Source organism: Xanthomarina gelatinilytica (assembly GCF_000348685.1).
Taxonomy (GTDB): Bacteria; Bacteroidota; Bacteroidia; order Flavobacteriales; family Flavobacteriaceae; genus Xanthomarina; species Xanthomarina gelatinilytica.
Map to the genome: position 1 here is coordinate 35,980 of NZ_ANLA01000010.1, position 17,162 is coordinate 53,141.

The following is a 17,162-nucleotide window of genomic DNA, read 5'->3' on the forward strand; positions in this document are numbered from 1 at the left end:
TTTAGTGTTTTAAAAAGTATTATCTGGTCATTTTAAATACTTTCTTAACAATGGCATTGCTATCAGCATCGTAATACTCAACTATAAAATTGTTGTTGGCATCAAAATACCCAATACCATTATAGTCTTTAGAGCTGAACACATAGTTGTTGGCTCTGCTGGTACTCATTCCATGACCATATTTCATTCCAGCATCTGCTCCTACTTCCGATACGATAAATCCGTTATCATTTCTTTTAAAGATATAGTTATCGTCGTTATAGGTGTAATAAACAGACTTGGTTTTGGAATCGTAAAAGGGATCCATGTCGTTGTCCACCTCAATGGTTTGTGTCACTTTTGAAGGGGAATCCACAACATCTTGATTTACTTTGTGTTTATCACTTTCAGCCAATTTAATTTGTTGTTCTTCCCGTGTTGTTACTTTTACTTTTTTCTCTACCACTTCCCTTCCATCATCTACTGTAACGGTTTTGGTTGTGGTTTCTTCAGATACATTTGTAGGCTTTTCCTGTGCAAAAAACACGGTAGGCACTAGAAATGTAGCTATATATATTAAATGTTTCATTTTCTTATGGTTTTAAAGGTTACTAAATCTTTACTGGACTTGGGTTTAGTTGCCATCTACTGCATCTTCAACTTCGTCTGCAGCGTCTTCTATGCCGTCGCCAACCTCATCTGCAGCTTCTTCAACATCATCTCCTACTTCGTCCATTGTTTCTTCAATTTGTTCGTCTACTTTTTTTTTGTCTCTACAACTGGTAAACACGGTTGCAAATGAAAATAAAAGGGCAAATATCAATAAGATTCTTTTCATGATTATAAATTTTATGGTTATACTTAAAAAATTGATTATCAAATTTCTATATACAAATATGATATAAAATATGCATTTGGATTAGCTTTAAAGAAAAACATCTTAACTCAAATAACACATTTTAAGTTTTTTGAAGTGGTTTAAGAGGCTTCCATAACATTTTCCTTAAGGGTATCTGTGGATTCCTTACTCCAAGCATCCAACATCCAACTGGATTTTTCAAGTTCGCGAATGTAAGCTCCAATCAAATCTATGGTACCTTCATCGGTTACTGCATCTGCTTTTTCTATAACCAAATTCATTTGTTTTAAAAGTATTTTATGATCGTTTATAATATCCAAAACCATTTCTTTATCAGTTTGTAGAGCTGAGGCTTCTTTAATGGAGGAAACTTTAAGATAATCGCTATACTTGCTCATAGGATGGTATCTTAAGGTAAGAATGCGTTCTGCAATTTCATCAATCTTCACTCTTGCATCTGTATAAAGTTCTTCAAACTTATTGTGTAAATCGAAGAAATTTTTACCCAAAATATTCCAATGATTACTTCTTAATTTTTGATAGTATAAATGGTAATCTGCCAGTAGGTTGTTTAGTTCCATTACTACTGGTAATAATTTTTCGTCTTGCATGTTTAAATAGCTCATGTGTTATATTTTTTTGGTTCACTATATAAACTATGGCTTAGAAGCACATTACCAAGTTGTTTAACAAGGTTTAACGGATTTAAGTTTTAATTAACTTAAATTATGTTAAAGAAATTTTGAAGTGTTAAAATTATTAGGGATTCCAGAGGTGCGATGTAGCTTATTGAAATTCGATGTCGTTTAAAATCAAACCGGAAGCTGGAGCAATATAATCCATAACTTCGGTGCTTTCTGGTTTTAAAGTTGCTTTTATATATTCTAAAGAAATATCGCCTCTACCAAGTTTTATTAAAGCTCCCATCATGAGCCTAATTTGATTTCTCATAAAACCTTGTCCCCTAACACGCAACATGTAAGATGTTTCCGGAAAGAAATTGGCAGTAAACAAGGTATTTTCAACAATTTCGCAAGTAAGGATCTCTCTATCGTATATACCATTATTGGTTGCTTTATAACAATAGGTTTTGTAATTATGACAACCCTCGAACAATTTGGCACCTTGTTTCATAAGTTCAACATCCAACTCTTCCAGAATGGTTGTCATGATTGGGGCACAAAATGGATGGTATTTTCCTCCATGGGCAAACACATATAGATATTCTTTAATTTTGGCATGATTGATAATATTAAAATTTTCATCTACTTCCCGAACCGAAAGAGCCCGAATATCTTGTGGTAAATTATGGTTAAACAAAGCCAAAAAACCTTTCAAATCTTCTAAGGGTTCATAAACAAACAGCTCAAAAGCAGCTTCCTGCGCCGAAACCATGGCGTCTGTTCTTCCAGATCCCAAAGTTTTAAAACGTTTACCCTCAAAAATAAAATTTAAGGTCCTGTCTATCATTAAATGAACCGTTTTAATTTTTGGCTGTTTTTGCCAACCATGAAAACGGTACCCTAAATATTGAACTTTTATTAAGTAATAATATTTTTTATTGAACACGGCTTTGCTTGATTTGATTGTCGAAAATAATCCATTTTAAACAACTGCCAAATTTTTTATACCTTGTAATTCTATTAACCACTAATTCAAACCAATTTATGACAGACATTTCAACAAACAAACCACCATTATGGTTTTGGATAGTAAGTATTGTTGCTTTAATCTGGAACCTTATGGGTGTTATGGCTTACCTAGGACAAGCCTACATGACAGATGCTGACCTGGCAGCCTTACCAGAAACCGAACAAGCGCTATATGCCAATGTGCCTGCATGGGTTACTGCTGCTTTTGCCATTGCTGTATTTGGAGGTGCATTGGCATCCATCACCTTGCTACTGAGAAAAAAAATAGCTAAAACCCTTTTTATTATTTCTTTAATTGGAATCGTGGTACAAATGAGCTATAACTTATTTATGAGCGACGTTATGGAAGTATATGGTCCTGGAGGTATGATCATGCCAATAATGGTACTTATTATTGGAGTGTACCTAATTATGTTTTCCAACAAAAGTATTACCAGAAACTGGATTTCCTAATGCAACATGAAATTTTCACAAAGGCATTGGATCATTCTAATGCCTTTGTTTCAATTTGTTTATCACATCTTGTAATTGAAATCCCTTGGCCTGCAATAAAATTAGATAATGAAACAGTAAATCGGCACTTTCGTTTAAAAACAAATTATCATTGATATCTTTAGCTTCTATCACGACTTCTATTGCCTCCTCTCCTACTTTTTGGGCTATTTTATTGATACCTTTATCAAATAAGGAAGCTACATAAGAATCCTCAGGCTTCCCATTTTCTTTTCTGTGTTTGATTATATCTTCAAGTTGAGAAATAAACCCGAAGGACTCTGTGTTTTTTTCTTGCCAACAGGTATCTGTTCCCTTATGACAGGTAGGTCCAGAGGGGTTCACCTTTACAAGTAAAGCATCATTGTCACAATCCAACAGCATGCTCACTAAGTTCAAATAATTCCCACTTTCTTCCCCTTTGGTCCATAAACGCTGTTTGCTCCTGCTATAAAAGGTCACTTTTCCCAACTTATTGGTTTTGTTTATAGCCTCTTGATTCATAAATCCCAACATCAACACCTTGTTGGTGGAAGCATCTTGAACAATGGCTGGCACCAAGCCATCTTTATATTTATCAAAATCAATTTTCATGTCTATATTCTGTAAAGCTGAAATATGTTGTCTCCCAATAAGACTGAATATCTTAAAGGGCACTAAAGTCTTACTTCAATATTGTTTTTTTTCAATTCTTTTTTTAAATCTAAAATATCTATTTCACCAAAATGAAATACACTGGCAGCCAAAGCTGCATCTGCTTTTCCTTTTTGAAAGGCATCAATAAAATGTTGAGGGTTTCCTGCTCCACCAGATGCTATGATGGGAATATTCAATTCTTCGGAAAGTTTTTTTAAAGCGTTATTGGCAAAGCCTTTTTTGGTTCCATCGTTGTTCATGGAGGTGAACAAGATTTCACCTGCACCTCTATTTTCTGCTTCTTTTGCCCAATGGAACAAATTCCATTTGGTAGGAATACGTCCTCCAGCAAGATGAACCATCCATTGTCCATCAATTAGTTTTGCATCTATTGCAACTACAATACATTGACTGCCAAATTTAGCAGCTAATTCGTTGATTAAATCTGGACGCTTTATTACCGAGGAGTTCAATGATACTTTATCGGCTCCACATTTTAATAGCTTAGCCACATCATCAATGGAAGTAATGCCTCCACCAACAGTAAAAGGAATATTAATTTGTTCGGCTACTTGTAATACCAGTTCAAAAATGGTTTTTCTGCCTTCCACTGTTGCAGAAATATCAAGAAAAACAAGTTCATCGGCACCATTTTCTGCATACAATTTCGCTAAGGCCACTGGGTCTCCAGCATCTTTTAAATCAATAAAATTGACACCTTTAACTGTTCGTCCATTTTTAATATCCAAACACGGAATAATTCTTTTTGTAAGCATTTTAAACGTGGGTTTCTAAATCTTTAAGTCTGATTTTTCCTTCGTAGAGGGCTTTCCCGATGATAACTGCCTCACAGCCAATATCTTCCAGCAAATTAATGTCTTCTATACAGGAAACTCCTCCAGAAGCTATTAGTTTTATGGCTTGACCGTTACTATTGGAACAGGAATTAATAATGTTTTTATATAAATCTATAGAAGGCCCTTCCAACATGCCATCTTTGGATATATCTGTACAAATAACATATTGGATGCTTTTTTTCTGATAGTTTTTAATAAAAGGAATTACTTCCAAAGTGCTTTCTTCTTGCCAACCACTGATGGCTATTTTTTCATTTTTACAATCTGCCCCAAGAATAATTTTTGTGCCTCCATATTTTTCCAGCCAACCCTCGAAAGTTTTGGAATCGTTAACTGCGATACTTCCTCCTGTAATCTGTTTTGCTCCAGAATTAAAGGCTATATGTAAATCTTCATTGGCTCTAATACCTCCTCCAAAATCTATTTTTAAGTTGGTTTTGGATGCAATTTGCTCCAAAACCTTATAATTGACGATATGTTGAGCTTTAGCTCCATCCAAATCCACTAAGTGCAAGTATTCTATGCCTGCAGCTTCAAACTGTTTGGCCACTTCCAAAGGGTTTTCGTTATATATTTTTTTGGTGTCGTAATCCCCTTTTGTGAGTCTTACGCACTTTCCATCTATAATATCAATTGCTGGTATGATTCTCATATTATAATTCAATAAAATTCTTTAATATTTTTTCTCCTGCGAGACTGCTTTTTTCTGGGTGGAATTGGACACCATAAAAATTGTTTTTTTGCAATGCTGAAGCATAAACCAAACTGTATTGCGTTAAAGCAATGGCATCTTTGCAATTTTCAGCATAATAACTATGTACAAGATACATATATTCATTTTCAGAAATACCATTAAAAAGCTTAGATTTTAAATTAGTTATGGTATTCCAGCCCATTTGTGGCACTTTTACTTGATTTGAAAAGCGTTTTATTGAAACATCAAAAACGCCCAACCCTTTGGTATTGCCTTCTTCGGTGTGGTTACATAATAATTGCATGCCCAAACAAATGCCTAAAACAGGTTGCTTAAGCTGAGGCAGCAACAGATCCAAACCTTTTTTCTTAAGCATATTCATGGCACTACTGGCTTCTCCAACACCTGGAAATATAATTTTGTCTGCTGTTAAAATTTCGGTTGGTTTATTGGAAAGCAATGCCTCTACACCTAACCGTTTTAACGCAAATTGTATGCTTTTAATGTTTCCTGCGCCATAATCAATTATTACGAGTTTTAAAGTTTTTTTGTTCATTTACTTTTTCTTTTGCTTGAAATTTGTTGTTACAAATTCCAAAAATTCTAAAGACATCTTCCAAAAATCAGCCTTTTGGAATTTACCATATTTTTTATAGGATATTACAAAACACCTTTTGTTGAAGGCAAAATCATTTTATTTACATCTCTTTTTACAGCCATTTTTATAGCTTTTGCAAAAGCTTTGAAAATAGCTTCTATTTTATGATGCTCGTTTGTCCCTTCTGCTTTAATGTTTAGGTTGCATTTAGCTCCATCTGTAAAAGACTTAAAAAAGTGCATAAACATTTCTGTTGGCATATGGCCTATCATTTCACGTTTAAATTGTGCTTCCCAAACCAACCAATTTCTACCTCCAAAATCTATAGCTACTTGTGCCAAACAGTCGTCCATGGGCAGACAGAAACCATATCGTTCCATCCCTAATTTATTCCCTAAAGCTTTTTCAAACAAGTTGCCCAGCGCAATAGCAGTATCTTCTATGGTATGGTGTTCATCTACTTCCAAATCTCCTGATACCTGAATGTTTAAATCCAATTGACCATGTTTTGCAATTTGGTCTAGCATGTGATCAAAAAAAGGAATCCCTGTTTGAATATTGCTTTGTCCCGTACCATCAAGGTTCAATGCCATTTTAATTTGAGTCTCCTGCGTAGTTAGCTCTAAATATCCAGTACGATCCCTTGTTTTTAAAAATGTATATATTTGTTCCCAACTATTGGTTTCCAGAGCTATATACGCATTTAAATCTTCTTGGTTTACCGAGATTTCATTAGTTCCAAGATAAGTTTCATCGTTGATAAATATTCCTTTGCAACCTAAATTTTTAGCAAGTTCCATATCTGTCAATCGGTCTCCAATTACAAAAGAATTTGCCAAATCATATTCCGATGTAATATAGGAAGTCAACATTCCCGTATTTGGTTTTCTTGTTGACGCATTGTCTTTCGCAAAAGTTCTATCGATACATTGTTCTTTAAAGATGATGCCTTCAGCCTGAAAGGTTTTAATGATGAAATCATGGACTGGCCAAAAGGTGTTTTCTGGAAATGCCTCTGTACCCAGACCATCTTGATTGGTAACCATCACCAATTCAAAATCCAATTCCTTGGCAATTTTACTTAAATACTGAAATATATTTGGGTAAAAATCCAATTTGTCAAAAGCATCTATCTGCTCATCTTTGGTTTCTTTTATAAGGGTTCCATCCCTATCTATAAAAAGTACTTTTTTCATTGTAAGTCTTTTAAGGTGTTAATTAAATTTTGGTTTTCTTTTGGTGTGCCAACGGTCAATCGTAAACAATTTTCACATCCAAATTGAGTGCTTCTATTTCTTACAACTATGCCCTTCTCAACCAATTGTTTGTATCGCATTTGGGCATCATCCATTTTTACTAATAAAAAATTAGCCTGAGAAGGATAGACCTTTGAAATGAATTGTATGGTCTTTAATGTTGAAGTTAAAAGTGCTCTCTCAGATTTAATCAGCTCTATTTCAGAAGCAATTTCAGTTAGGTTTTTCAGTCTTTTTAAAGCTGCTGATTGCGTCAAGGTATTTATGTTGTAAGGTGGTTTGATGTTATTTAATATGGACACAATATCTTTTGAAGCATAGCAAATTCCCAATCTAATTCCTGCCAAACCAAAGGCTTTGGAAAATGTTTGAGTGATTACCAGGTTGGGAAATTCCTCCAGTCTTTGCAACCAGCTTTTTTGTTCAGAAAAATCTATATAAGCTTCATCCAAAACCACGATTCCCTGAAATGCCCTTAGCAACCTTTCCATGTCCAATGGATTAAAACTGTTACCTGTTGGGTTGTTTGGAGAACACAAAAACAAGACCTTTGCATTGCTTATCTTGAGAATCTTGGATACTTGAAGGTTAAAAGAGGCTGTTAAAGGCACTTCAACAACTTCCAACGCATTTATGTTTGCCAACACTTGATACATGCCATAAGTTGGAGGTAAAGTAATGACTTTGTCTTTGTTGGGTTCACAAAAAGCTCTCAAAATCAAATCCAATGCTTCATCGCTACCATTTCCCAAAAGAATGTTTTCTGGAGCCACTTGCTTAATTTTTGAAAGTTCTGCTTTTAGAAGTTCTTGTTTTGGATCTGGATAACGGTTCATACCATTGTTAAAAGGGTTTTCATTGGCATCCAAAAATACCATCTCACCATTAATTTGCTGATACTCATCCCTTGCAGAAGTATAGGGTTTTAAGGCTTTTATATTGTCTCTAACTAAATTTAAAATATTCATGATATGTCCTTTAATCTTATGGAAACAGCATTTTTATGAGCTTGCAAGCCTTCGGCCTCAGCCATTAATTCAATGGCTGGCCCAATATTTTTCAAGCCTTGTTTTGAGATGTTCTGAAACGTGATACTTTTTGTAAAGCTATCTAAATTCACTCCTGAATACACATTACTGAATCCGTTTGTTGGTAAGGTATGGTTGGTACCAGAGGCATAATCTCCTGCACTTTCGGGTGTGTAATTACCAATAAAAACCGAGCCTGCATTAAGAATATTGTCAACAAAGTAATCATTGTTTTTTGTAGCAATAATCAAATGCTCTGGCGCATAGGCATTAATTAAATCCAATGCATCGGTCTCTTGCTGCATATATATAAATTTGGAATTGGATATGGCTTTTTCCGCAATCGCTTTTCTTGGCAAGTCCAAAAGTTGCTTGGATATTTCGTTTTGTACTCTTTTAATGAATGCTTCGGAAGAGGAAACCAAAACAACCTGACTATCCACTCCATGTTCTGCCTGACTTAACAAATCGGATGCCACATAAGCTGCCTGAGCCGATTGATCTGCCACCACAAGCAGTTCACTTGGTCCAGCAGGCATATCTATTGCAACACCATATTTTGTGGCCAACTGTTTGGCAACGGTTACAAACTGGTTGCCTGGTCCAAATATCTTAAATATTCGAGGCATGGTTTTGGTTCCAAAGGTCATGCCTGCAATAGCCTGAATGCCACCTACTTTATAGATTTTATCAATGCCACAAAGTTTTGCTGTATATAAAATTTCATTGGCAACCTTACCTTCTTTATTTGGAGGTGTGCACAGCACAATGTCCTTACATCCTGCTATTGTTGCAGGAATAGCCAACATTAAAACCGTGGAAAACAATGGAGCGGTACCTCCAGGAATGTACAAGCCTATCTTTTCTATTGGTCTTTTTTCCTGCCAACAAACCACACCTGGAGTGGTTTCAACTTCCAATTTATCGGTTTTTTGCGCTTGGTGAAATTTCTCAATATTGGATTTTGCAAGTTTGATGGCTCTTTTCAGTTCCTCTAAAACCAAATTGGAAGCCAATTCCATTTCTTCTTCAGTTACCATGTTGCATTGCTGTGAAGCACCATCAAAAAGTTCGGTGTATTTTTTTATGGCTGCATCTCCATGACGCTTAACATCATCAAAAATCTGATTGACGGTAAGCTCTATGTTTTCCATGTTTTGTGTGGGTCTTTTTAAAATTGAAGCCCAAATTTTTCTATTTGGATTTATTATTGTTTTCATATTAAATTACCATATTTTCTATAGGACAAACCAAAATACCTTCAGCTCCTTGAGCCTTTAGTTTGTCTATAATTTGCCAAAAATCATTTTTATTAATTACTGAATGTAAGGAGCTCCATCCTGCTTCTGCCAAAGGCAAAATGGTTGGGCTTTTCATTCCTGGAAGGATTTCAATGATGTCTGGAATCTTATTGTTAGGTGCATTTAAAAGCACATATTTGTTTTGTCTTCCTTTTAAAACAGATTGAAACCGAAATTTTAACTTGTTTAAAATATTTTTACTTTCATTGGAAATCAATGGAGATTCTGCCAAAACAGCTTCAGACTGTAAAAGCACATCAACTTCCTTTAAATTGTTTTTAAATAAGGTGCTACCACTGGAAACAATGTCCACAATGGCATCTGCAAGACCAATATTTGGCGTAATTTCAACAGAACCATTAATGATATGCAGATTGGCTTTAATTTGATTTTTGTTTAAAAAAGCTTGAACCGTATTGGGATATGAAGTTGCAATACGCTTGCCTTGCAAATCCTTTAAGGATTTGAACTGGATGTTTTTGGGAACGGCCAAAGACAGCCTACATGAGGAAAATCCTAATTTTTCAATAATTGGAATGTCTTGTCCCTTTTCAATCAACACATTTTCACCTATAATGGCTGCATCTACAATGCCATCCCTTAAATACTGAGGGATATCGCCATTGCGCAAATAAAACACTTCTAAGGGAAAATTTTTAGCTGAGGCTTTTAATTGGTCTCTGCCATTGTCTATGGAAATCCCAACATCTTTCAGGATTTTCATGGAGTCGTCGTGTAAACGACCCGATTTTTGAACTGCAATTTTTAATTTACTCATAATTATTCCCAACTAAATGGGCATTTGTTTAATTAGTAATCTAATTGTTTGAGTAAACCTTTTTGGGAAGACATTTTCAATGTCATGAAAAACAAAACCCGTTTGATTTACTCAAACGGGTTTTTTTAAATATCTTGATTTTATTCAATACATTTTCAGCTCGCTTGAGTGCCAGAATGAAAATGATGATGATGTAATTGAATAAATGTCATGTTTCTTTTTTTGTGAATACAAAGATTGTAAATAAAAATTTACAAATCCTAAACAAATTGAAAATTTTTATTGATTTCCAAGTATAATAGGCATTCCAGAGTCTCCTGAACCAATTACAATAACTTTACTGTTAGTAGATTCTGATAGTTTAATGGTGGCTTCAATACCTTTATCCTGTAAAATTTTATCGGTTAAAGAGGCGCTTAAAATTCTATTGGCATCTGCTTTACCTTGGGCTTCAATAATTTGTTTTTCTGCTTCTTTGGCTGCCGTAACCAATCTAAATTCGTATTCCAACGACTCTTGTTCCTGTTTTAATTTACGCTCAATGGCATCTTTTATAGTTGGAGGCAAAGTAACATCGCGAACCAAAACTTCGTTTAATTGAATGTATTGATCTTCCACAATTTTTTTGGTTTCCTCAAAAATTTCTTGTTGTATGGCATCACGTTTGCTGGAATATAATTGTTCTGGTGTATAACGACCTACAACACTTCTGGCTGCTGAACGTATGGCTGGCAATAAAACACGTTCTTTATACATTTCACTTTTTTCTTGGTGCAGTTTCCCCAAATTTGCATAATCTGGCTGAAACCATACAGAAGCTTCCAGTTTAATATCCAGACCATTGGAGGACAGCACATTCATTTTTTCCAAAATCTCTTGCTGGCGCACTTCATAAACAAAAACCTTGTTCCAAGGCGCTACAATATGAAAGCCTTCACCTAAGGGAGCTTCGTCTGTAACAACTCCTCCCCCAAATGTTTTATAGAGCACACCTGCTTCTCCAGACCCGATGGTTATGGCAGATTTAGCAAGTACAATAATTAAAACAATAGCAATAATAATAGTTGGCAAAGCCACTTTAGGTAATTTTTCCATATATCAATTAAAATTTAAATTAATCCGTTATATTTTCTAATAAACCATTCGGCCGAAAGGCTCAAAACAATCAATATCAGAAGATATTTCCAATCTATCAAAGGTACAACATTTTTATGGCTCTTTTGGATTGCTTTATATCTTTCGTCATTTAATAAGTCAGATATCAACTCATTGCTATTGGCAACAAAATAGCTCTTGCCATTGCTGTTGTTTGCAATTTGATGAAGTTTATAATGGTTTGCATTTAAGAATTGTTGCTCAATGTTGTAATCCAAGATTTTAAAAGTACCTGACTTGGATATTTTTTCGTTGGTGGCACTTACCACAAACTCGTACTCTGAAGCAGGTAAATTGCTTAAATCCACTTGATAATAGTTATTTTTTAAGATGAATGGAAACGTTTTACTTTCTTCTGATATTTTATCTGTAACTTTAATTGAAAGGGATTCTTTAGAATCAAACTCATAATTTTTATTGAAAAATTGCGCTTTGATCAATACACTGGAGTTTCCTTCATAAAAAGAGTTATAATCTAAACTGAGTCTGGTTTTTCTTTCTGTGGATGCCAGATACTGAACAAGTTTTCCAATAAAATTATCAAAATTGTTGAAAGATTTATCCATTAAATAACTTTGGGCACGCCATTGCCAGATGTTTTCACCAAACAATATAGCTTCCCTTCTTCCTTGATGTTCTAAAGTTGCCAGTAAGCTTTCTTGTGTGGCAATATTTCCAACTTTTTTAAACAAAACAGTTTGGAAAGGGACTTTAAACTGTGGTTCCCCAAAACTGGATTTTAGAGGTGGAAACGATTCAAATTCCAAATCTTCTACAATAAAGTTTGAAAACCCTGTGTTTAAAACAGCTTGATAATCTTCAGTTTGGTTTGTGATTTCAAGAGCAACATTCAAATTCAAACTGTTAAGATATCTCCAATTGGTTTTGGTTCCTGAAATTAAAAAATAATTATTGTTTGAATTCTTTAAAAAATCAAAAACCTGATTAAAGTTATTGTTTGGCTGATACAATATAACCAATTGAAATTCATTACTTTTTAAAATATATTCTTTCGGGTTTAATATATTGACCTGGCGCTGTTCGTTGGCTTCTATGCTCTTTTTTAACGCACCTAAATCTGGATGCAAAATATCTGAAACTATGGCCACATTTGTTTTTTGGTCTATTATTTCAACAGCAAATTCCTTTTGGTTGTTTACTTTGTTTTTCTCGTTTTCAAGCGGTTCCAAAACTGCTGTATAGCTTTGTACACCCACTTGATTTGCCGGTAAGTAAAAGTTTAAGATTTTGGAATTGTTTTCCTTTGAAAAACTTACTGTTTCGGAATACACTATGGCAGCACCTTGTTGTACTATAAAATTGGTGTTCAATGCAGCTTCACCATGATATACCAAAATCACTTCCACAGGAAATTTATTTTTTAAATAGGCATACTTATTGACATTTAACTGCTGAATCTTTAAATCTGAATATACAGTTGAATCACCCAAAACGACCGAGTAAATGGGCTGTTTGTATTTTTGAGCCGAAAAAACATAATCGTTACCAATGGTTTGGTTCCCATCTGTGATTAAAACTGTTGGCGAGATGCTTTGCTTATATATTTGATTGAATTCCTTGAACACCACATCCAGGTTGGATTGTTTTTGTTTAAAGTTTATAGAATCCGTTAAACTTACTTGATCGCCAAAAGCATATACTTGCACATCAAATTTTTCTTGCACTTGAGGGTGGGATATTATTTTATCCAACAAATTCAAGGCATTGTCATCTTGTTTTAAATAAGTTATGGAACTGGAATTATCTACAGCTAAAACCAGGTTTGGTTTTTCAAGATATACATTTTTGCTTTCAAATTTTGGGTTGATGAGCAATACCAACAACGAGAAAACAGAAACAAACCTCAATGCAGCGAGAACCATTTGCCTGTTGGACAATTGTTTCACTTTGTATTTATACTGAAAAAGCGCTACAAGTAGCGCTATGATTACAGATATAATAATATATATAATTGTTTCTGTTTGCATGTATATTACGTTAGCATACCACCATCCACATGAATGGTTTGTCCTGTAATGTAAGAACTCATATCACTAGCAAGGAACACGCACACATTGGCAATATCTTCAGGGGTTCCTCCACGTTTTAATGGGATACCATCTCTCCATCCTTTTACGGTTGCTTCGTCTAATTTGGCTGTCATTTCGGTTTCTATAAATCCAGGAGCGATCACGTTGCTTCTTATGTTTCTGGAACCCAATTCCAAAGCCACAGACTTAGAGAATCCAATAATTCCAGCTTTTGAGGCTGCATAGTTGGTTTGACCAGCATTTCCTTTAACACCAACCACAGAACTCATGTTAATGATAGAGCCACTACGTTGTTTTAACATGGTACGTTGTACAGCTTTTGTCATGTTAAACACAGATTTTAAATTGACTTCAATCACTTTATCAAAGTCTTCTTCTGTGATACGCATTAAAAGGTTATCCTTTGTAATCCCAGCATTATTGACCAAAATATCTATGGTTCCAAATTCTGCCACCACAGCATCTGCCAATTCCTGAGCCTCCTTAAAGTCCGCAGCATTGCTTTTATAGCCTTTGGCTTTAATACCAAGCGCATTCAATTCGTTTTCAAGTTCGTTGGCAGCTTCTACAGATGAACTGTATGTAAAAGCCACATTGGCACCTTGTTGAGCAAAAACTTGAGCAATCCCTTTACCTATTCCACGACTTGCTCCAGTAATTATGGCTGTTTTTCCTTCTAATAATTTCATTCTAAATAATTTTTGGCTACGAATCCGTTTGTTTTAAACAAGAAACACGAATGTTTATTTAGGTTGATTCGTTTGGTTGATTTCTATTTTCAAATATAACGATAAGAAGTTATAAGAAATAAAAAACCTCATAAAATTAAGATGAATTTATGAGGTTTTATGATGCATTATAAGGATATTATCCTAAAACTTCCTTTACTTTTTTTCCTATTTCGGCTGGAGAATCTACCACATGAATCCCACAAGCTCTCATAATTTTCTTTTTTGCTTGCGCTGTATCATCACTTCCACCAACAATGGCACCAGCATGACCCATGGTTCTACCTGCAGGAGCAGTTTCACCGGCTATAAATCCTACAATAGGTTTTTTACTTCCACTCGCTTTGTACCAATTGGCAGCATCGGCTTCCAACTGTCCTCCAATTTCACCAATCATCACAACTGCTTCAGTTTCTGGGTCGTTAATCAGTAATTCAACAGCTTCTTTGGTTGTGGTTCCAATAATTGGGTCTCCACCAATTCCAATAGCAGTTGTTATACCCAAACCTTGTTTTACCACTTGGTCTGCTGCTTCGTAGGTTAAAGTACCTGATTTAGAAACAATTCCTACTTTTCCTTTTTTGAAAACAAATCCTGGCATGATACCTACTTTGGCCTCTCCTGGAGTAATCACTCCTGGACAGTTAGGGCCAATTAACCTGCAATCTCTATTTTTAATATAGTTGGCAGCTTTTATCATATCTCCAACAGGAATACCTTCTGTAATGGTAATAATAACTTTTATTCCAGCATCGGCAGCTTCCATGATGGCATCTGCAGCAAAAGCTGGTGGCACAAAAATAATTGTGGTATCAGCACCTGCTTGTTCTACAGCATCCTGAACTGTATTGAAAACTGGCCTGTCCAGATGGGTTTGCCCACCTTTTCCTGGAGTTACACCACCTACCACATTGGTTCCATATTCAATCATTTGTCCTGCATGAAATGTTCCTTCGCTTCCTGTGAAACCCTGTACTATTATTTTTGAATTTTTATTAACTAAAACGCTCATTATTGATTAATTTTTTTATGTTTTTTAAACGTTGCAAAAGTATGTTTTTAAGTGCAATTTATAAAGTGTTTTAAACTTTAATTTCTGAAAAAGAATTGGACTGTATGGCTTTATCGTTAGTCAGCTGACTCATTTGATATCCTCTATAGAGCTTATTGTCCTTTACTTCCCAAATACTTATGTAATGTGCCAAAGGGGTTTCTTCGTCATCATTTTCAATGGTTCTGGCATAAACAGTATGTCTTGACGTTACATATGAACCTTCTTCCAAAAGGTGACTGACCTCGTATCGCAAAGACACGTAACTGTTGTTTATGTTCTTAAAAAAATCCAATATATCTTTATACTTCAAAATCTTAAAATCTTTACTGCTGTTCCAATGCAGTTCACAATCTTTATGATAAAACTGCTCGACAAGATCTAAATTGTTTACAATATCGGACTCATAAAACTGGATTAACAACTCTTTAGGGCTCATTTATTTTATTTTTAGTTTTTCCAAAATTTCAGGTATCATTCTAATGGATGCAATTTCTTTATATTTGGACCTAAAGTCATCTGCAGGCGTTCCAAAATAGCTTTTGTTTCCTTCCAGGGATTTACTGACACCAGATTGTGCCGAAATAACTGCTTTTTTTCCAATGGTAATGCCACTGGTTATGCCTACTTGACCCCAAATGGTCACTTCGTCTTCAACAACTACACAACCAGCAATACCAACTTGAGAGGCTATCAAGCACTTTTTGCCAATAACCGTATCGTGACCCACTTGAATTTGATTGTCCAATTTAGAACCTTCACCAATAATGGTGTCGCCTGTTACCCCTTTATCTATGGTACACAAGGCTCCAATATCCACATGGTCTTTTATAATTACCCGACCACCAGATTTTAATTGGTCGAAACCTTCTGGCCTGTTTTTATAGTAAAAAGCACTGGCTCCCAAAACCGTTCCAGCATGTATGGTTACATGGTTACCAATAACAGCATCGTCATAAATACTAACATTGGAATGAATGAGGCAATGGTCTCCAATGGTTACATTATTTCCTATAAAACAATTGGGTTGAATAATGGTGTTTTTCCCAATTTTAGCTGAAGGGGAAATGGAAGCGCTTGAGGATACAAAAGGTTTAAAATGTTGTGTTAATTTGTTGAAATCCCTAAACGGATCATCGCTAATAAGTAAGGCTTTACCTTCTGGGCAAGTGACTTCTTTATTGATTAGGACAATAGTAGCAGCAGATTCCAAGGCCTTATCGTAATACTTGGGATGATCTACAAAAACAATATCTCCAGCTTCAACCACATGTATTTCATTCATCCCCAAAACAGGGAAATTTTCGTCACCAACAAATTGACACTCGAGAAGGTCTGATATTTGCTTTAAAGTATGTGGTTTTGGGAATTTCATAAATATGTTTAAATATATATAGCAAAGTAGTTAAGGAAAGACATTGTGGTTTTTAAAAATTCCCACAACGCAAAACGAAATACTGCAATTAGTCCTTAATGCGTTCTTTGTAAGTTCCTTTTTCTGTTTCAATTTTTATTTTGTCTCCTTCGTTTATAAATAAAGGGACATTTACTTCGGCTCCTGTTTCCACAGTAGCAGGTTTTGTAGCATTTGTAGCAGTATTCCCTTTAACACCAGGTTCTGTATGGGTTACTTCAAGAATAACACTAGCAGGCATTTCAACAGATAATGGCATGTTATCTTCTGTGTTGATGATAACCGTAACCACTTCGCCTTCTTTCATTAAATCCGGTCTGTCCAAAGCTGCTTCCAGCAATCGAATTTGTGTGTAATCTTCGGTATTCATGAAATGATAAAATTCCCCATCGTTATACAAGAACTGAAACTTGTGTGTTTCCACACGTACATCTTCTAGTTTATGTCCAGCCGAAAAGGTGTTATCCAATACTTTCCCAGTTGTAACGCTTTTTAATTTGGTTCTAACAAAAGCTGGTCCTTTACCTGGTTTTACGTGTAAAAATTCTATGATTTTATAAATATCGTTATTATACCTGATGCATAATCCGTTTCTAATATCGCTTGTTGTTGCCATTTATTCTTTATCGTTTG

General features: G+C 35.0%; 20 protein-coding genes. 1 reads left to right on the plus strand and 19 read right to left on the minus strand.

Going from position 1 to position 17,162, the window contains the following annotated elements; all coding sequences use genetic code 11:
• Nucleotides 1–19: 19 nt before the first annotated feature.
• From D778_RS07295 to D778_RS07310, 4 genes are all read right to left on the minus strand, one after another.
• On the minus strand, nt 20–568 hold the full coding sequence (locus tag D778_RS07295; protein WP_007649223.1) for a hypothetical protein: 549 nt from the start codon (nt 566–568) through the stop codon (nt 20–22).
• Between the two features lie 45 nt (nt 569–613).
• Nucleotides 614–817 carry a hypothetical protein gene (locus D778_RS07300; RefSeq protein ID WP_007649224.1) on the minus strand — a complete coding sequence of 68 codons (204 nt, stop codon included), beginning with the start codon at nt 815–817 and terminating at the stop codon, nt 614–616.
• Between the two features lie 140 nt (nt 818–957).
• Complete coding sequence (locus tag D778_RS07305; protein WP_007649226.1) at nt 958–1,464, minus strand: Dps family protein; 507 nt, start codon at nt 1,462–1,464, stop codon at nt 958–960.
• Nucleotides 1,465–1,624: 160 nt separating this feature from the next.
• The gene (locus D778_RS07310; RefSeq protein ID WP_007649228.1) at nt 1,625–2,407 is read right to left on the minus strand and encodes a tRNA pseudouridine synthase A; all 783 of its coding nucleotides are present in this window, start codon (nt 2,405–2,407) and stop codon (nt 1,625–1,627) included.
• A 98-nt stretch (nt 2,408–2,505) separates the two neighbouring features.
• Here D778_RS07310 and D778_RS07315 point away from each other — a divergent pair, with 98 nt between their 5' ends.
• The gene (locus D778_RS07315) at nt 2,506–2,943 is read left to right on the plus strand and encodes a hypothetical protein (protein ID WP_007649230.1); all 438 of its coding nucleotides are present in this window, start codon (nt 2,506–2,508) and stop codon (nt 2,941–2,943) included.
• Nucleotides 2,944–2,979: 36 nt separating this feature from the next.
• Here D778_RS07315 and hisIE read toward each other — a convergent pair whose 3' ends face one another.
• From hisIE to efp, 15 genes are all read right to left on the minus strand, one after another.
• On the minus strand, nt 2,980–3,576 hold the full coding sequence (gene hisIE / locus D778_RS07320; protein WP_040491812.1) for a bifunctional phosphoribosyl-AMP cyclohydrolase/phosphoribosyl-ATP diphosphatase HisIE: 597 nt from the start codon (nt 3,574–3,576) through the stop codon (nt 2,980–2,982).
• A 62-nt stretch (nt 3,577–3,638) separates the two neighbouring features.
• The gene (gene hisF / locus D778_RS07325; protein ID WP_007649232.1) at nt 3,639–4,394 is read right to left on the minus strand and encodes an imidazole glycerol phosphate synthase subunit HisF; all 756 of its coding nucleotides are present in this window, start codon (nt 4,392–4,394) and stop codon (nt 3,639–3,641) included.
• Nucleotide 4,395: 1 nt separating this feature from the next.
• Nucleotides 4,396–5,127: a 1-(5-phosphoribosyl)-5-[(5-phosphoribosylamino)methylideneamino]imidazole-4-carboxamide isomerase gene (hisA, locus tag D778_RS07330; RefSeq protein WP_007649233.1), complete on the minus strand. Its 732-nt coding sequence runs from the start codon at nt 5,125–5,127 to the stop codon at nt 4,396–4,398.
• A 1-nt stretch (nt 5,128) separates the two neighbouring features.
• Nucleotides 5,129–5,725, minus strand: a complete 597-nt coding sequence (gene hisH / locus D778_RS07335; RefSeq protein WP_007649234.1) for an imidazole glycerol phosphate synthase subunit HisH — start codon at nt 5,723–5,725, stop codon at nt 5,129–5,131.
• A 104-nt stretch (nt 5,726–5,829) separates the two neighbouring features.
• Nucleotides 5,830–6,963, minus strand: a complete 1,134-nt coding sequence (gene hisB / locus D778_RS07340) for a bifunctional histidinol-phosphatase/imidazoleglycerol-phosphate dehydratase HisB (RefSeq protein ID WP_007649235.1) — start codon at nt 6,961–6,963, stop codon at nt 5,830–5,832.
• On the minus strand, nt 6,960–7,991 hold the full coding sequence (hisC, locus tag D778_RS07345; RefSeq protein ID WP_007649237.1) for a histidinol-phosphate transaminase: 1,032 nt from the start codon (nt 7,989–7,991) through the stop codon (nt 6,960–6,962). Before hisC ends, hisB begins: the two co-directional genes overlap by 4 nt.
• Nucleotides 7,988–9,271, minus strand: a complete 1,284-nt coding sequence (hisD, locus tag D778_RS07350) for a histidinol dehydrogenase (RefSeq protein ID WP_007649239.1) — start codon at nt 9,269–9,271, stop codon at nt 7,988–7,990. Before hisD ends, hisC begins: the two co-directional genes overlap by 4 nt.
• 1 nt (nt 9,272) lies before the next feature.
• Complete coding sequence (gene hisG / locus D778_RS07355; RefSeq protein ID WP_007649241.1) at nt 9,273–10,130, minus strand: ATP phosphoribosyltransferase; 858 nt, start codon at nt 10,128–10,130, stop codon at nt 9,273–9,275.
• A 279-nt stretch (nt 10,131–10,409) separates the two neighbouring features.
• Nucleotides 10,410–11,225, minus strand: a complete 816-nt coding sequence (locus D778_RS07360; RefSeq protein ID WP_007649243.1) for a prohibitin family protein — start codon at nt 11,223–11,225, stop codon at nt 10,410–10,412.
• A 14-nt stretch (nt 11,226–11,239) separates the two neighbouring features.
• Entirely contained in the window at nt 11,240–13,273 is a 2,034-nt protein-coding gene (locus tag D778_RS07365) for a hypothetical protein (protein ID WP_007649244.1), read from the minus strand.
• A gap of 5 nt (nt 13,274–13,278) precedes the next feature.
• Nucleotides 13,279–14,025 (minus strand): 3-oxoacyl-[acyl-carrier-protein] reductase, encoded by a 747-nt coding sequence (fabG, locus tag D778_RS07370; RefSeq protein WP_007649246.1) that lies wholly within the window; start codon nt 14,023–14,025, stop codon nt 13,279–13,281.
• A 178-nt stretch (nt 14,026–14,203) separates the two neighbouring features.
• Nucleotides 14,204–15,076: a succinate--CoA ligase subunit alpha gene (gene sucD, locus D778_RS07375; RefSeq protein ID WP_007649247.1), complete on the minus strand. Its 873-nt coding sequence runs from the start codon at nt 15,074–15,076 to the stop codon at nt 14,204–14,206.
• A 70-nt stretch (nt 15,077–15,146) separates the two neighbouring features.
• Nucleotides 15,147–15,554 (minus strand): nuclear transport factor 2 family protein, encoded by a 408-nt coding sequence (locus D778_RS07380; RefSeq protein ID WP_007649248.1) that lies wholly within the window; start codon nt 15,552–15,554, stop codon nt 15,147–15,149.
• Entirely contained in the window at nt 15,555–16,490 is a 936-nt protein-coding gene (locus D778_RS07385; RefSeq protein WP_007649249.1) for a UDP-3-O-(3-hydroxymyristoyl)glucosamine N-acyltransferase, read from the minus strand.
• Nucleotides 16,491–16,578: 88 nt separating this feature from the next.
• Nucleotides 16,579–17,145: an elongation factor P gene (gene efp, locus D778_RS07390; RefSeq protein ID WP_007649250.1), complete on the minus strand. Its 567-nt coding sequence runs from the start codon at nt 17,143–17,145 to the stop codon at nt 16,579–16,581.
• Between the last annotated feature and the right edge of the window lie 17 nt (nt 17,146–17,162).

Coding starts and splice junctions, on each gene's coding strand:
- D778_RS07295 (WP_007649223.1), bottom strand. CDS start 568: ATGAAACATTTAATATATATAGCTACATTTCTAGTGCCTACCGTGTTT.
- D778_RS07300 (WP_007649224.1), bottom strand. CDS start 817: ATGAAAAGAATCTTATTGATATTTGCCCTTTTATTTTCATTTGCAACC.
- D778_RS07305 (WP_007649226.1), bottom strand. CDS start 1,464: ATGAGCTATTTAAACATGCAAGACGAAAAATTATTACCAGTAGTAATG.
- D778_RS07315 (WP_007649230.1), top strand. CDS start 2,506: ATGACAGACATTTCAACAAACAAACCACCATTATGGTTTTGGATAGTA.
- hisIE (WP_040491812.1), bottom strand. CDS start 3,576: ATGAAAATTGATTTTGATAAATATAAAGATGGCTTGGTGCCAGCCATT.
- hisF (WP_007649232.1), bottom strand. CDS start 4,394: ATGCTTACAAAAAGAATTATTCCGTGTTTGGATATTAAAAATGGACGA.
- hisA (WP_007649233.1), bottom strand. CDS start 5,127: ATGAGAATCATACCAGCAATTGATATTATAGATGGAAAGTGCGTAAGA.
- hisH (WP_007649234.1), bottom strand. CDS start 5,725: ATGAACAAAAAAACTTTAAAACTCGTAATAATTGATTATGGCGCAGGA.
- hisB (WP_007649235.1), bottom strand. CDS start 6,963: ATGAAAAAAGTACTTTTTATAGATAGGGATGGAACCCTTATAAAAGAA.
- hisC (WP_007649237.1), bottom strand. CDS start 7,991: ATGAATATTTTAAATTTAGTTAGAGACAATATAAAAGCCTTAAAACCC.
- hisD (WP_007649239.1), bottom strand. CDS start 9,271: ATGAAAACAATAATAAATCCAAATAGAAAAATTTGGGCTTCAATTTTA.
- hisG (WP_007649241.1), bottom strand. CDS start 10,130: ATGAGTAAATTAAAAATTGCAGTTCAAAAATCGGGTCGTTTACACGAC.
- D778_RS07360 (WP_007649243.1), bottom strand. CDS start 11,225: ATGGAAAAATTACCTAAAGTGGCTTTGCCAACTATTATTATTGCTATT.
- D778_RS07365 (WP_007649244.1), bottom strand. CDS start 13,273: ATGCAAACAGAAACAATTATATATATTATTATATCTGTAATCATAGCG.
- fabG (WP_007649246.1), bottom strand. CDS start 14,025: ATGAAATTATTAGAAGGAAAAACAGCCATAATTACTGGAGCAAGTCGT.
- sucD (WP_007649247.1), bottom strand. CDS start 15,076: ATGAGCGTTTTAGTTAATAAAAATTCAAAAATAATAGTACAGGGTTTC.
- D778_RS07380 (WP_007649248.1), bottom strand. CDS start 15,554: ATGAGCCCTAAAGAGTTGTTAATCCAGTTTTATGAGTCCGATATTGTA.
- D778_RS07385 (WP_007649249.1), bottom strand. CDS start 16,490: ATGAAATTCCCAAAACCACATACTTTAAAGCAAATATCAGACCTTCTC.
- efp (WP_007649250.1), bottom strand. CDS start 17,145: ATGGCAACAACAAGCGATATTAGAAACGGATTATGCATCAGGTATAAT.